This is a genomic window from Streptococcus troglodytae (assembly GCF_002355215.1).
Classification (GTDB): Bacteria; Bacillota; Bacilli; order Lactobacillales; family Streptococcaceae; genus Streptococcus; species Streptococcus troglodytae.
Genome location: NZ_AP014612.1, coordinates 119,194 through 134,462 on the forward strand (window position 1 = coordinate 119,194; position 15,269 = coordinate 134,462).

Below are 15,269 nucleotides of genomic sequence, written 5' to 3' on the forward strand. Positions count from 1 at the left end.
ATTATGTCAGAATTTAAACTTATTGCAGCAACTGGCTGTCCTACTGGTATTGCCCATACGTTTATGGCACAAGAAGCTCTAGAACAAGCTGCCAAGGAAAAAGGTGTTTCTATTAAGGTTGAAACCCATGGGCAAGTAGGAGTAGAAAATGAATTGACTCCTGCAGAAATAGCAGGTGCCCAAGCTGTTATTATTGCAGCAGACAAGGATGTTCAAGCAGAACGTTTTGCTGGAAAAAGAGTTATTGAAGTTTCTGTTGCTGATGGGATTAAAAAAGCAGACCAATTAATAGCAGATGCTTTAGCTGGCAAAGGACAAATTAAAGGTGGCACTAAAATAGAAAATGCAGAGCTTTCTTTAGATGCTGAGGGAGAAAGTTTTGGACGGCAAATTTATAGACATTTAATGAATGGTGTTTCCCATATGTTACCGTTTGTTGTTGCTGGTGGTGTTTTGGTAGCTATTTCTTTCTTGTTTGGTATCTATTCTTTTGATCCTAAAAGCGAACAATATAATTGGTTTGCAGCACTGCTGAAAACAGATATTGGTGGTGTTGCAATGGGTGTTATGACTCCTATTCTAGCTGCTTATATTGCAGAGTCTATTGCAAAACGCCCCGGCTTTGTAGCTGGTTTTGTTGGCGGCATGATGGCAGTGAATGGCGGCTCAGGCTTCTTAGGTGGTATTATCGCTGGTTTTGCTGCAGGTTACATTGTGTTAGGGCTCATGAAACTGTTTGAAAGATTACCAAAATCATTGGATGGCTTAAAGGCAATCTTTTTGTATCCTGTATTTGGTGTCTTTTTGACAGGAATGGTTATGGCTGTTGTTAATTCACCTATGGCTTGGGTTAATAAGAGTTTAATGGCATGGCTAGGGGCTTTTGAAAATGCTAATCCATTGGTTCTTGGTGTCATTGTTGGTTGCATGTGTGCATTTGACATGGGTGGTCCTGTTAATAAAGCGGCCTACGTTACGGGTACGGCTTTACTTGCACAAGGAAATACAACTTTTATGGCTGGTGTATCAGCGGCATGTATTACTCCTCCACTCATTACTTTTGTTGCGACCACTGTTTTTAGAAAATACTATGATGAGAATGATCGTAATGCTGGTTTGGCTAATCTTATTTTAGGATCCACTCATATTACCGAGGGAGCAATTCCTTTTGCAGCTAAAGATCCGCTTCGCATGTTACCAACCTTCATGCTAGGTTCCTCTATTGCGGCTGTCTTAACCTATATGTGGAAAGTTAAGGTTCCAGCTCCTCATGGCGGCTTTTTGGTACTGCCAGTTGTTACTCATGCCTTCCTTTGGGTACTTGCTATCATGATCGGTGCTATAGCGGCAGGTCTGATTATGGGACTCATTCAAAAGTCAAAATATGAAAAAACAAAAGGTTAAGAAAGAGGCAGGCAATGATTGATGAAAATTTGATAAAAATAAATTTAACATTTGAATCTCAGGATGAGGTCTTTCACTACTTAGCAACTTTAATCGTAGACAATGGTTACGCTAACAATACAGAGTCTGTTATTCAATCCTTAAAATTGCGGGAATCTGAAGGCACCACGGGTATGATGGAAGGCTTTGCCATTCCTCATGCTAAAGATAAAAGTATAGTCAAACCAGGTATTGCTATTTTAAAACTTAAGACGGGTGTTGAATGGCATTCCATGGACGAACAGCTAATTAACTATGTTATAGCACTTTTCATCCCTGAAAAAGAAGCAGGGACAACGCACTTAAAAGTATTATCTCAAGTTGCTCGTTTGCTGGTGAATAAGGCTTTTAAAGAGAGTATTAAAGAAGCTGATACTGTTTTAGAATTAAAAGCACTTTTCACTGAAAAATTAGATGTAACATCTTAATCAATGAAAGGAGAATTATGGTTCTATCACAACAAAAATGTCACTATTTAGCAAAAGTCAGTGATTCAAATGGCATTATTTCAGCCCTAGCCTTTGACCAACGCGGTGCCTTGAAGCGTTTGATGGCACAATATCAGATGGAGGAACCAACAGTTGCTCAAATGGAAGAACTGAAAGTGCTGGTCTCAGAAGAATTAACACCCTATGCTTCATCTATTCTCCTTGATCCTGAATACGGCTTGCCAGCTGCGCAAGCGCGTGATAGGGAGGCGGGTCTCCTATTAGCATATGAAAAAACAGGGTATGATACAACCACAACCAGTCGTTTGCCAGATTGTTTAGTGGACTGGTCTGTTAAGCGGCTGAAAGAAGCAGGTGCTGACGCTGTTAAATTCCTGCTCTATTATGATGTTGATGGAAATCCACAAGTTAATGTGCAAAAGCAAGCTTACATTGAGCGCATCGGCTCTGAATGTCAGGCTGAAGCTATGCCGTTCTTTCTTGAAATACTCACTTACGACGAAACAATCTCAGATAATTCAAGTGTTGAATTTGCTAAAGTGAAAGCGCATAAAGTCAATGATGCTATGAAAATTTTTTCAGCTGAGCGTTTTGGCATAGATGTTCTCAAGGTTGAAGTGCCTGTTAATATGTCATACGTCGAAGGGTTTGCTGAAGGTGAAGTAGTGTATAGTAAGGAAGAGGCAGCACAAGCTTTTCGTGAACAGGAGGCTTCAACAGATTTACCCTATATTTACTTAAGCGCTGGTGTGAGTGCAGAGCTTTTTCAAGAAACGCTTGTTTTTGCGCATGAAGCAGGTGCTAAATTTAATGGTGTCCTTTGCGGACGTGCCACATGGGCAGGATCTGTTCAGGTTTATATTGAAGAAGGAAAGAAAGTAGCACGTCAATGGTTACGGACTAGCGGCTTGCAAAATATTAATGAACTCAACAAGGTTTTAAAAACGACCGCATCACCTTGGACAGAAAAAGTGTCAGTTGGTCCAGTTTTTAAGGAATAATGATAAATCTTATTGCATGAAAAGCTAAATAGTCATATAAAAGAAGGATTGTTCATTATGAATAATCCTTTTTATGAAATCAACTATTCTTTCTTTTTTGATTGTTGTTGGCTAGATGGGATAAACGTCGTTTTATCAGACCAATTCCAATAGCCCCAATGAAAATTAGGCAAATGACTCTTGTATAAAAGAAAACAGCTTCTAAATTCTTAACATTTCTGGAGAATGCGTAAGCGCTTAAGGCTGAGTATTGATGTTGACTCCAAGAGACTCCAATCAAAGTTAATAGTAAAATGACTTGTTGCATAATAGCACCCAGTCCGTAAAATTTGGAATGAGTAATTCTTCTTTCTAAAAGCGGTAGCGTTTCATCTCTTGTAAATTCTTGGAGAAGGAAATGATTGCCGCTAGCAATAAAAGCAGAGCTTAGCAAAATACCTAGGAGATAAGTTGAGGGCCATAAAAGTAATAAAAAACTTGCTGTACTAGCCAGTAAACAAACGATAGTAAAATAAGATGGGTTTATGATCTGTTGAAATTTCCTTCTGCTTGTCATAGAGAGCATTAAGCCTAGAATAAGCATTGTATAAGAGAGTCCAACCATATACAGTTTATCAATAGCTATAAAGTAAATAAGGCTATAGATGACTAAAAAGTTTCTGGCAGCACCAAACCATAAAGTAAATAAAGCTTGTTGAGAAAAATGTAAGGGTTTAAAAAGCAGACCAATAATGATAAATAAGCAAAGAGAAAGTCCAATATACAAAGCATAGTTTGTATTAGCTGTCTGTTTAAGTAATCTTGTAAAAAAAGAAAAGAGCAGCATACCAATGGCTGGAAAAAAATGGAGATAAGCCTTTCGTTTTCTTTCAAAAGGAACCTGCTGGCTAAAGTTGGCTTCTTGTTCCAATTGACAGATAAAAGCATATGAAGTGAGCAACATAAGCAAAAAGAAAGCAAACACTAAGGTTATGGAAGTATGGCGAAAATATAAAAATAATGAAATAGTGATTCCTAAAAGAAGATAAGCCCTCACCATTGTTCCTTTATAGGACCATTCATTTTTTCTTTCAACATACTTTTGATTGTCTTGAAAAGTGCCTTGTAATTGGCTAAACCAAGTCCTACTAAAACAGCACCCAATTCCCAAAATAAAAAGGAAAGATCACCAAAAAAGCAAAGACAAGTTCCCAAAATAGTTAGTAGGAGGCTACATCTTAAAACTTTGTATGGATTTTTCAATTCGCCAAAACCTTGTATGGCAAAGACCCCTGCTTTTTCAAATGCGTATAATAAAACGAAGGGAAGTAAAAAGTGATACTGCCCATAATGCTGATATAAAAGTCCTGCAAAGATAATGTTTGGAATAATAACAGCACCTTCTGCTAAGGCTTCCCCTAGCGAAGCTGCGATAGTTTTTATCACGGAGTTCATGGAAGTCACCAACTTTCAAAGTTACTACCATTATAATGACTCTTGTTGGAAAGTACAAGTAACCGTTTCAGCATACTGGTAAATTCCCCAAATAAGTATCAACTGTGTTATTTTAGTCAAGTCAAGAAAACAAAATAGAGGGTACTAGGACAAAAGATGATCCATTGTCATGAAATCGTCATTTCGATTTTGTTGTCTTGTTTTCGCAAAGTGGATATTTATATAGACTGATATTCATGGAATGAGATAAGCTAGCAGTCTAGTGGACTGTTAAAGGCTTGAGCCTAAAAACCAAAATGCGAAAATGCCAATCAACCACTGCACAATAAAAAAGGTTGGAACACTTTTGTTCCAGCCTCAATAAAAGAACCGTTTCCGTTGTGATAAAAAAGTTTAATGATCAAAAATAATATTGAGAGAATTTCACAACCTTCAATTTAAAGTTTAGAATGACACTAAATTAGTGCAAAACGCAGGCAATAGTTATAAGCGCTGGCGTTTCATTTTGCCATCTCTACCATCCAAGGAAACTGTAAAAAGACTATGAATACAACTTCTGAAATGATTAAAACACTTTATTGAATTGTTGTCCCCCAAATTTTTTATACTTCTTTCCTTAATCCCAAATAGTGAGCATGAAAAGCGATATGTTTTTCGACAAAACTGGCAATAAAATAATAACTGTGATCATAGCCTTCATGCAGATCTAAAATCACATCAATTCCGTTTGCCTCAGCAGCTTGAACAAAAACTTCTGGCTGTAATTGTTCTGGATAAAAGTTATCTGCTAAGCCTTGATCAATCAAAATCGGTTGTGCCTTTTTCATCTGTGATACAAGTTTGCTGCTGTCATAGGCTGCCCAAGTCTTCTCGTCCTTGCCAAGATAAGCAGAGAAAGCTTTTTTTCCCCAAGGAACATTGCTCGGATTGACAATAGGTGCAAAAGCAGAGATGGCAGCATAGCAATCTGGATTTTTTAAACCGATTTGTAAAGCGCCATGGCCGCCCATACTATGTCCAAAAAGGGACCGTTGATTCGTTACAGGGAAATTCGCTTCAATCAGCTCTGGCAGTTCTTCTACAATATAGTCATACATACGATAATGCTGTGACCAAGGGTTCTGTGTTGCATTGAGATAAAAACCAGCTCCCTGTCCTAAATCATAGCTTTCGTCATCAGCTGCATTCTTACCCCTAGGTGACGTATCAGGGATGACTAAGGCTAAGCCATATTTGGCAGCATACTGCTGAGCACCGGCCTTGGTTGAAAAATTTTCATCTGTGCAAGTCAAACCAGACAGGAAATAGAGAACAGGCACCTTCTTATCTGCTGCCTGAGGCGGCAGATAAATAGCAAAGGTCATCTCAGTATTGGTCGTTCTTGACTGATGGCTGTAGCGCTCATGCCAGCCATCAAATATTTTATTTTTTGATAGTTGTTCCATGGCTACCTTCTTAGTAATGAATGACTGTGCGAATAGATTTGCCTTCGTGCATCAAGTCAAAGGCATCGTTAATCTGTTCTAGAGGCATGGTATGGGTAATAAAATCACTCAATGCAAACTCGCCAGCCATATATTGTCCAACAATTCCCGGCAACTGTGTTTTGCCTTTAACACCACCGAAAGCTGAACCACGCCAAACACGGCCTGTAACCAATTGAAATGGACGAGTATGAATTTCAGCACCAGCTGGTGCCACACCGATGATGGTACTCTCTCCCCAACCCTTGTGGCAGCATTCCAAGGCAGCCCGCATGACTTCTACGTTTCCGATACATTCAAAGGAATAATCAACACCACCGTTGGTCATCTCAATAATGACTTCCTGAATTGGTTTAGCATGGTCATTGGGATTGACCAAATCAGTAGCTCCCAATTCTCTAGCCTTGTCAAACTTATCAGGATTGATATCAATAGCAATGATTCGAGAGGCTTTAGCCATACGAGCACCTATAATAGCAGCCAGTCCGATACCGCCTAGGCCAAAAATGGCGACCGTTGCTCCTTCTTCGACCTTGGCCGTATTCAAAACAGCGCCCATGCCAGTTGTTACACCGCAGCCCAGTAGACAGACTTCTTCAAGCGGTGCATCATCTTGTATTTTAACCAAAGAGTACTCTGAAACAACAGTATATTCTGCAAATGTTGAGGTACCCATATAATGGTAAATGGGCTCCCCATCTTTGAAGAACCGAACGGTACCATCAGGCATGACACCGCGGCCTTGTGTTTCGCGAACGGCTGAACATAGGTTGGTCTTGCCTGAAAGGCAGAACTCACACTTACCGCATTCAGCTGTATAAAGCGGAATCACATGATCACCGACCTGAAACTCTGTTACGCCTTCACCTACTGCTTCAACGATACCCGCACCTTCATGTCCCAAAACGCAAGGAAAAACCCCTTCTGAATCTTTTCCTGACAGGGTATAGGCATCGGTATGGCAGACTCCTGTCGCTGTAATATGTACCATAACCTCTCCCTTTTGTGGCATCATCAGGTCCAATTCTTCAATTTTCAAGGGTTCATTGGGTGCCCAAGCAACTGCTGCTCGTGTTTTGATAGTATCCATAACATTTCTCCTTTTCGTTTTATTCATTTATTATTAGACTTGTTTGGCAGCTTATTTCTATCTATTGATTTGATTTTTGCCGTCAGTTTTAGGCGATCAGCACACAAGCAACAGATTCCACCGTTTCATTGCGTTCTTATTTTCAAGTAACGACCTGAAAAAGCCCGCCCTCATTGCTTAAAGAAAATAGGTAGTTTCCCAACAAGTCTATTAAAAATCAGACCATTGTTATGGCATAAGAAATCATTCTAAGTTCCATAAACTGATTTTTGTATTATCTTAACATATAAGCACCGCTTTAAGTCAATTATTTGCTGCTTTTTTCTGTTTATCAATGATAGTTCACTCATTACAACGATCCTAAGAATGTTGATATGTTAATTGATCGCTACAGTTTTTGTCATACTCATATTTTTCAATGATTGCTTTTTATTTTGTCTATTGAGGGTCGGGTTGAAGGTTTGGATAAACGACAACCATGGAAAGTAACTTATTCCCTGTCTACAATTCTCTTTCTTGTGTTCATTTCTCAATTAGGAGGGGCTGAGAATTGGTATGAGATTGCGTATTTTGTAGAGTGGAATGAGGAACATCTGGGCCAATATGTCGATTTATCAAACGGATGCCCCTCACATGATACTTATGAGAGAGTTATTAGTATGCTCTCTCTGGATGGAAAGACGATGCGAGGAAATAGAAACAAGACTCAAAAAGCGAACCACATTGTGACGGCTTTAGATAGTGACAATCGTCTGAGCCTAGGGCAAGTAAAAGTCGAAGAGAAGAGTAATGAGATTACGGTCATTCCACGATTATTACGTATTTTAGATATTCAAAAAAGCATCATTACCATGGATGCCATGGGCACACAGACAGAGATTGTCCAAACGATTGTAGAAGGAAAAGCGGACTACTGTTTAGCGGTTAAAAGGAATCGGTATGACTCGCAATAGGATTGATCAAGATGGCGAAGTGAGCGAAGAGGTCCGCTATTTTATAGTTAATTTTAAAGCAGCTGTTGAATTGTTTGCCTGCTGTGTCCGGAGACATTGGGCTATAGAAAGTTATCACTGGCTGCTAGATATTGTCTATCGTGAGGACCATAATCAGCCCTTGAATAAGACAGCTGCCACTAATTTAAACGCCCTGCGAAAAATCTGCCTTCATCTTCTTAGAACCTTATCTTTCCCAAAGAAAAATCTCAGCTACAAACGAAAAACCAAGTCTATTGCCAGTCATCCTGAAGTCTGTTTGAAATAATTATTTGGAGAATAAGGATGTGTTGGAAATGGATGAGAGACTACAATTTTAAAAAAGAGTCAGTAGGGTCATTAAACATTGGCAGATTTTTCATGCGATTGGCGTGGTTATACTTTAGCAGCTATTGTCAAATGGTTTTTATTTTGCTATAATGCTAAAGTATGTGGTGAATTCACCTTAAACTAAGTAGGAGGAAAACAGTTAAATGGCTAAAGTATGTTATTTTACAGGACGTAAAACTGTATCAGCAAATAACCGTTCACATGCGATGAACAAAACAAAACGTGTTGCAAAACCAAATCTTCAAAAGGTAACTGTTCTTATTGACGGTAAACCTAAAAAAGTTTGGGCTTCAGCTCGTGCTCTTAAGTCTGGTAAAGTTGAGCGTGTATAAATGTAAAGAGCCTGCGGGCTTTTTTTGTTGGTTTGTTTATACTTCTGTTATGCTTAATCTTGCTTTTTCTTTTTAAAAGGTATCTGAAATAGATTAAGCGCATCAAAAATCCTGCTGTCCAGCCAAAAGGAGCAGCCATCCAAATGCCATTGAAGCCTAATGAAGTGTGCGAGAGTAAAACAGCTAAAGGTACTTGAAGAATACAGAAAGTTGTGATAGAAGCCATTAAAGGAAGAAGTGACTTTCCATAACCTAACAGAATGCCATTAAGAACTTGCATAGCTCCGAAAATGGGATAAAAGACTGATACGATGTGTAGGTATTGCTGACCGATCTGCACAACGGTTGCATCGCGGTTAAAAATAGAAATGAGGATTGGAGCGAAAATATAAATGATAACAGATATGCTAACCGATAAACTTATTGAAAAAAGCAAGGTATGATTGCCTCCTTTTGTAATCCGCTTTTCTTTTCCAGCACCTTCATTTTGAGCTGTGAAATTCATTAAGGCTTGTCCAAGATTAACAGCGGGCATTTCTGCAAAAGAGTCAACCTTAGAAGCAGCTGTGTAAGCAGCAATGGCACTTGTTCCAAAGCTGTTGACAAGAAATTGAATGACAAGAAAGCCAAAACTAATGAAAACCTGTTGCATCATGGCGGGAAGACCGATAGCTAAAGATTTTTGTAATGTTTTAAGCTGCCATTTTAAATGGAACAAGTCAGGCGATAATTGGGGATATTTCTTTTTCATATAAATTAAACAGACAAGAAAAGAAAAAAGTTGAGCGAACACTGTGGCCATAGCAGCTCCAGCACTGCCTTGGTGAAAAACGGCGATGAAAATAATGTCCAAAAAAGCATTCAGACAGATCGAACTGATTAAAATGAAAGTTGGTGTTTTAGAATCTCCTATCCCTCTTAAACCATTCGCTAAAGTATTGTAAGCAAAAAGCGGGACCAAGCCCAACAAAATAATTTTTAAATAGCCATTAGCCTCAGGTAATAAAGGCTGTGGAACATTTAACTGCTTTAAAAAAGGGCTTGCATAGTAGATACCGAAAAAGGTTAACACAAAGGCCAGTATACTTGTGAACATCAAGTTGGTATCCAGAACGCTTTTCATTTTTTGGAAATGCTTTGCTCCATAAAGTTGAGATATTAACACGCTGGCCCCAATGGAAACTCCTGTTGAAAGAGCAACGGTCAGTGTAACGATTTGGGTACTGGCTCCGACAGCAGCCAGTCCTTTTGTACCCACAAGATTTCCAACAATTGCAGTATCCGTCACATTATACAATTGTTCACATAAATTTCCTAAAAGAATAGGAATGGAAAAATAGAAGATTGTTTTTAATTCACTTCCTTTGGTTAAGTCCGTCATTTATCTGCTCCTTTTAATCGCTATAGCAAAACAAAAACCATACAATCCGTACAATATTGAACAATATTATTATAAACGAAAAGATTGCTATCATATGGAAAAAATTGTCAGTAAGACAATTTTATCAAAGCCAGTCAGCAGCAGATTCTGCTTTAAATTTCCTGCTGACTTTTAGTCGTCAATCCTGCTGAATTATGTTAAAATGGTCTTAGTAATGCGAGGAAATGATATGTCGGAATTGTTTAAAAAATTGATGGATCAGATTGAGATGCCGCTTGAAATGAAGAATTCAAGGGTTTTTTCATCTGCTGATATTGTGGAAGTGAAGGTTTATCCTGAGAGTCGGATTTGGGATTTTCATTTTTCTTTTGAGACCATCTTACCGATTGATTTTTATCAGGAGTTAAGAAGCAAATTAGTGCTGAGTTTTGAAACAGCTGATATTAAGGCTGTTTTTGACATTGAGGTAGAAAATGCTGAATTTTCTGATGAGCTTTTGCAGGCTTATTATCAAGAAGCTTTTAAGCAGCCGACTTGCAATAGTGCTAGTTTTAAGAGTTCTTTTTCTCATCTAAGTGTTTCTTATACTGATGGTAAAGTTCTCATTTCAGCACCGCAATTTGTCAATAATGATCATTTTCGAAAAAATCATTTGCCTAACCTTAAAAAGCAATTTGAGGCTTTTGGTTTTGGAAAATTGAGTTTTGATATTGTATCTGATCAAGAAATGACAGAGGAAATAAAACATCATTTTGAATCCTCTCGTCAGCAGCAAATTCAAAAGGCTAGTCAAGAAACGCTAGAAATTCAGAAATCATTAGAAGCTTCAATGCCGCCGCCTGAAGAAACACCTAAACCCATATCTAATTTCAAAGAACGCATCAAGGAGCGGCAAGCAGCTTTTGAAAAGGCTGAGATTACACCCATGGTTGAAATTGAAACTGAGGAAAACCGCATCACATTTGAAGGGCTTGTTTTTGATGTTGAACGCAAGACAACAAGAACCGGACGTCATATCATCAATTTTAAAATGACGGATTATACCTCCAGTTTTCCGATGCAAAAGTGGGCTAAAGATGATGAAGAATTAAAGAAATATGACATGATTTCTAAGGGTGCTTGGTTGCGCGTACGTGGCAATATCGAGAATAATCCTTTTACAAAAGCCCTAACCATGAATGTCCAAAATGTCAAGACCATTGTTCATAAAGAGCGTAAGGACTTAATGCCCCAAGGGGAAAAACGGGTTGAATTTCACGCTCACACCAATATGTCAACTATGGATGCTTTGCCAACAGTTGAGCAGTTAGTGGCCAAGGCGGCTCAGTTTGGTCATCCTGCGATTGCTATTACGGATCATGGTAATGTTCAGAGTTTTCCTCATGGCTATCATGCAGGTAAAAAGAATGGCATTAAGGTTCTCTTTGGTCTGGAGGCTAATCTTGTTGAGGACCGTGTTCCTATTGTCTACAATGAAGTTGACATGGATATGAATGAAGCGACCTATGTTGTTTTTGACGTGGAAACTACAGGACTTTCAGCCATCAATAATGATTTGATTCAGATTGCAGCTTCTAAGATGTACAAAGGAAATATTGTTGAGCAATTTGATGAGTTTATTGATCCCGGACACCCGCTCAGTCAGTTTACAACTGATTTAACAGGGATCACGGATCAACATGTGAAAGGGGCTAAGCCCATTTCACAAGTATTACAGGAATTTCAGTCCTTTTGTCAAGATACAGTTTTAGTTGCCCATAACGCCACTTTTGACGTTGGCTTTATGAATGCTAATTATGAAAGGCATGATTTGCCTAAAATTACGCAGCCAGTCATTGATACCTTGGAATTTGCACGAAATCTTTACCCAGAATACAAGCGTCATGGGTTAGGCCCCTTGACTAAACGCTTTCAGGTATCGCTTGAGCACCACCACATGGCTAATTACGATGCTGAGGCAACTGGTCGTCTGCTCTTTATTTTTCTTAGAGAGGCGAAAGAAAAGCATGGGGTCGGCAATCTTTTAGAACTTAATACTAAAATTGTTGATGATAATTCTTACAAGAAAGCTCGGGTAAAGCATGCAACCATTTATGTCCTGAATCAAAAAGGGTTGAAAAATTTATTTAAATTAGTCAGTCTATCTAATGTTACTTATTTTGCAGGTGTGGCCAGAATACCAAGAACGGTTCTTGATCACTATCGTGATGGTCTCTTACTGGGGACGGCCTGCTCTGATGGTGAAGTTTTTGATACGGTTCTCTCAAAAGGGGTTGAAGATGCTGTGGGGGTGGCCAAGTATTATGATTTTATTGAAGTCATGCCACCGGCTCTTTATGAGCCTCTTCTTGCTCGTGAATTAATCAAAGACGAAGCAGGAATTCAGCAAATTATTAAAGATCTTATTGAAGTTGGCCGCCGCTTAGATAAGCCTGTCTTGGCAACTGGTGATGTCCATTATCTGGAACCAGAAGACGACATTTATCGTGAAATTATTGTTAGAAGTCTGGGACAGGGTGCTATGATTAATCGTCCTATTGGGCGTGGTGAAAATGCTCAGCCAGCTCCGCTTCCCAAGGCTCATTTTAGAACAACCAATGAAATGTTGGATGAATTTGCTTTTTTAGGCGAAGATTTAGCCCGTGACCTTGTCATTAAAAATCCAAATGAGATGGTTGAGCGTTTTGAAGATGTTGAAGTTGTTAAGACAGACCTCTATACGCCTTTTATTGAGCATTCTGAAGAAAAAGTCGCTGAGATGACTTATGAAAAGGCCTTTGAAATTTACGGCAATCCTCTTCCGGATATCATTGACTTACGTATTGAAAAAGAGTTAACTTCTATTCTGGGGAATGGATTTGCGGTGATTTATCTGGCTTCACAGATGTTGGTAAATCGCTCCAACGAACGTGGTTATCTAGTTGGTTCTAGAGGTTCAGTTGGTTCTAGTTTTGTGGCAACCATGATTGGTATTACAGAAGTGAATCCTATGCCGCCGCACTATATTTGTCCCAATCCAGACTGTAAACATTCTGAATTTATCACGGATGGTTCAGTTGGTTCAGGCTATGATTTGCCTGATAAAACCTGTCCGGAATGCGGCACTCCGTACAAGAAAGATGGCCAAGATATTCCTTTTGAGACCTTCCTTGGTTTTGATGGAGACAAGGTTCCCGATATTGACTTGAACTTTTCAGGTGATGATCAGCCGAGTGCTCACTTAGATGTTCGTGATATTTTTGGTGAAGAATACGCCTTTCGTGCAGGGACAGTTGGTACGGTTGCAGATAGAACGGCTTATGGTTTTGTCAAAGGCTACGAAAGAGATTATGGCAAGTTTTACCGCGATGCAGAAGTTGATAGGCTGGCGCAGGGTTCAGCTGGTGTCAAACGAACAACTGGACAGCACCCCGGTGGGATTGTTGTTATTCCAAACTATATGGATGTTTATGATTTTACGCCTGTTCAGTATCCTGCGGATGATTTAACAGCCGAATGGCAAACAACCCACTTTAACTTCCATGATATTGATGAAAATGTTCTTAAACTTGATGTGCTTGGTCATGATGATCCCACCATGATTCGCAAGCTGCAGGATTTGTCTGGTATTGATCCAAAAACAATTCCTGCTGACGATCCAGAAGTGATGAAGTTGTTTTCAGGGACAGAAGTCTTGGGAGTTACTGAGGAAGAGATTGGAACACCGACTGGAATGCTAGGAATTCCTGAATTTGGAACCAATTTTGTTCGCGGAATGGTAGATGAGACTCATCCAACGACTTTTGCGGAGCTTTTACAATTATCAGGACTTTCACATGGTACAGATGTGTGGTTGGGCAATGCACAGGATCTCATCAAACAAGGCATTGCAACGCTATCAACTGTTATCGGTTGTCGTGATGATATTATGGTTTATCTCATGCACGCTGGTTTGGAACCTAAGATGGCCTTTACTATTATGGAGCGTGTCCGTAAAGGAGCTTGGCTGAAAATTTCGGAGGAAGAGCGAAACGGGTATATCTCAGCCATGCGTGAGAATAATGTACCGGATTGGTATATTGAATCCTGCGGAAAAATTAAATACATGTTTCCCAAGGCCCATGCGGCGGCTTATGTCTTAATGGCTCTTCGTGTTGCTTATTTTAAGGTCCATCACCCAATTTATTATTACTGTGCTTATTTCTCTATTCGTGCCAAGGCTTTTGAATTAAAGACAATGAGTGCTGGTTTGGATGCTGTTAAGGCACGCATGGCTGATATTAGTCAAAAGAGAAAAAACAACCAAGCTTCAAATGTTGAGATTGATCTTTTTACAACCTTAGAAATTGTCAATGAAATGCTGGAGAGAGGGTTCAAATTTGGACAGCTGGACTTATACCGCAGTGATGCCACTGAATTTATTATTGATGGCGATACACTGATACCTCCTTTTGTGGCCTTGGAAGGTTTGGGTGAAAATGTTGCCAAACAAATCGTAAAAGCACGTAATGAAGGAGAGTTTCTTTCTAAGACAGAACTGCGTAAACGCGGTGGTTTGTCATCAACTTTGGTTGAAAAGATGAGCGACATGGGAATTTTAGGCAGTATGCCTGAAGATAATCAATTGTCACTTTTTGATGATTTCTTTTAATAGGGTAGGAGGTTAGGATTAAATTTTTTATCTTAACCTTTATTTTATTAAAACAAGTAAGCTCGTTCGACAACTAATGATTCTTTTTTATTGCTTTCCTTAAGTAGTGAGGGTGGAGGGTAAGAGTTCACTGGATTGTTTTACAGCTTAACGAAAATATTTTTCTTGAAAATAATACTAGTTAGTAGTAAAATAAAAAGTGGTAATGGTCATAGAGAGGAGTTGTATGGGTGATTTAGATAAGAATCCTGCAGTTAAAGCTATGGTTGTTTTTCGTAAGGCTATGCGAACAATTGATGCGCAAGTTGCTCCAAGCTATAAAAACAATGGTTTAACACAAACTCAGTTTGCCGTTTTGGATGTTCTTTATGCTAAAGGAGAAATGACCATCAGTCGTTTGATTGCTTCTATACTGGCGACGTCTGGCAATATGACGGTTGTGATTAAAAATATGGAACGTAATGGCTGGATTTACCGGAGCCCAAATCCAGATGACAGACGAGCCTCGGTTGTTGGTCTGACAGAAGTTGGCAAACAATTAATTCAAAAAGCTTTGCCTGATCATATTGCTATGGTAGAGGCCGCCTTTTCTGTAATGACAGAAGAGGAGCAGTTAATTCTAATAGATCTGTTGAAAAAGTTTAAATCTCTTTAAAAAGGAACAGGTTTTAGTTAGTAATAGTTCTAATTATATATTACTATT

At 39.1% G+C, this 15,269-nt stretch carries 9 protein-coding genes and 2 pseudogenes; 7 read left to right on the forward strand and 4 right to left on the reverse strand.

Annotated features, from left to right (window positions below):
• Positions 1-3: 3 nt before the first annotated feature.
• From SRT_RS00670 to lacD, 3 genes are read left to right on the forward strand one after another with little or no spacing between them, the layout of a single operon-like run.
• A complete protein-coding gene (locus tag SRT_RS00670; protein ID WP_128832696.1) occupies positions 4-1,404 on the forward strand; it encodes a PTS fructose transporter subunit IIC in 1,401 nt (466 codons plus the stop codon).
• A 14-nt stretch (positions 1,405-1,418) separates the two neighbouring features.
• On the forward strand, positions 1,419-1,871 hold the full coding sequence (locus SRT_RS00675) for a PTS sugar transporter subunit IIA (RefSeq protein WP_128832697.1): 453 nt from the start codon (positions 1,419-1,421) through the stop codon (positions 1,869-1,871).
• Between the two features lie 17 nt (positions 1,872-1,888).
• Positions 1,889-2,893, forward strand: coding sequence for a tagatose-bisphosphate aldolase (gene lacD, locus SRT_RS00680; protein ID WP_128832698.1), 1,005 nt, complete (start codon positions 1,889-1,891; stop codon positions 2,891-2,893).
• A gap of 79 nt (positions 2,894-2,972) precedes the next feature.
• Here lacD and SRT_RS00685 read toward each other — a convergent pair.
• The 3 genes and pseudogenes from SRT_RS00685 to SRT_RS00695 all read right to left on the reverse strand — a co-directional run bounded on the left by SRT_RS00685 (position 2,973) and on the right by SRT_RS00695 (position 6,901).
• Positions 2,973-4,327: pseudogene (locus SRT_RS00685) on the reverse strand (hypothetical protein).
• A 602-nt stretch (positions 4,328-4,929) separates the two neighbouring features.
• Entirely contained in the window at positions 4,930-5,772 is an 843-nt protein-coding gene (fghA, locus tag SRT_RS00690; protein WP_128832699.1) for an S-formylglutathione hydrolase, read from the reverse strand.
• Positions 5,773-5,782: 10 nt separating this feature from the next.
• The gene (locus SRT_RS00695; RefSeq protein WP_128832700.1) at positions 5,783-6,901 is read right to left on the reverse strand and encodes an S-(hydroxymethyl)glutathione dehydrogenase/class III alcohol dehydrogenase; all 1,119 of its coding nucleotides are present in this window, start codon (positions 6,899-6,901) and stop codon (positions 5,783-5,785) included.
• 422 nt (positions 6,902-7,323) lie between these two features.
• Between SRT_RS00695 and SRT_RS00700 the strand changes: the two are divergent.
• A pseudogene (locus SRT_RS00700) lies at positions 7,324-8,161 on the forward strand (ISAs1 family transposase).
• A 205-nt stretch (positions 8,162-8,366) separates the two neighbouring features.
• Positions 8,367-8,555: a 50S ribosomal protein L28 gene (gene rpmB / locus SRT_RS00705; protein ID WP_002263485.1), complete on the forward strand. Its 189-nt coding sequence runs from the start codon at positions 8,367-8,369 to the stop codon at positions 8,553-8,555.
• Here rpmB and SRT_RS00710 read toward each other — a convergent pair.
• Positions 8,527-9,936, reverse strand: a complete 1,410-nt coding sequence (locus SRT_RS00710; protein WP_128832701.1) for an MATE family efflux transporter — start codon at positions 9,934-9,936, stop codon at positions 8,527-8,529. The two genes, rpmB and SRT_RS00710, sit on opposite strands and share 29 nt — an antisense overlap.
• 229 nt (positions 9,937-10,165) lie before the next feature.
• Here SRT_RS00710 and SRT_RS00715 point away from each other — a divergent pair, with 229 nt between their 5' ends.
• Complete coding sequence (locus SRT_RS00715) at positions 10,166-14,566, forward strand: PolC-type DNA polymerase III (RefSeq protein WP_128832702.1); 4,401 nt, start codon at positions 10,166-10,168, stop codon at positions 14,564-14,566.
• Positions 14,567-14,792: 226 nt separating this feature from the next.
• Entirely contained in the window at positions 14,793-15,221 is a 429-nt protein-coding gene (locus SRT_RS00720; protein WP_161940001.1) for a MarR family winged helix-turn-helix transcriptional regulator, read from the forward strand.
• Positions 15,222-15,269: the final 48 nt, after the last annotated feature.

Bases quoted from the DNA above. Each gene is read 5' to 3' on its own strand.
- SRT_RS00670 (WP_128832696.1), top strand. From the start codon at position 4: ATGTCAGAATTTAAACTTATTGCAGCAACTGGCTGTCCTACTGGTATT.
- SRT_RS00675 (WP_128832697.1), top strand. From the start codon at position 1,419: ATGATTGATGAAAATTTGATAAAAATAAATTTAACATTTGAATCTCAG.
- lacD (WP_128832698.1), top strand. From the start codon at position 1,889: ATGGTTCTATCACAACAAAAATGTCACTATTTAGCAAAAGTCAGTGAT.
- fghA (WP_128832699.1), bottom strand. From the start codon at position 5,772: ATGGAACAACTATCAAAAAATAAAATATTTGATGGCTGGCATGAGCGC.
- SRT_RS00695 (WP_128832700.1), bottom strand. From the start codon at position 6,901: ATGGATACTATCAAAACACGAGCAGCAGTTGCTTGGGCACCCAATGAA.
- rpmB (WP_002263485.1), top strand. From the start codon at position 8,367: ATGGCTAAAGTATGTTATTTTACAGGACGTAAAACTGTATCAGCAAAT.
- SRT_RS00710 (WP_128832701.1), bottom strand. From the start codon at position 9,936: ATGACGGACTTAACCAAAGGAAGTGAATTAAAAACAATCTTCTATTTT.
- SRT_RS00715 (WP_128832702.1), top strand. From the start codon at position 10,166: ATGTCGGAATTGTTTAAAAAATTGATGGATCAGATTGAGATGCCGCTT.
- SRT_RS00720 (WP_161940001.1), top strand. From the start codon at position 14,793: ATGGGTGATTTAGATAAGAATCCTGCAGTTAAAGCTATGGTTGTTTTT.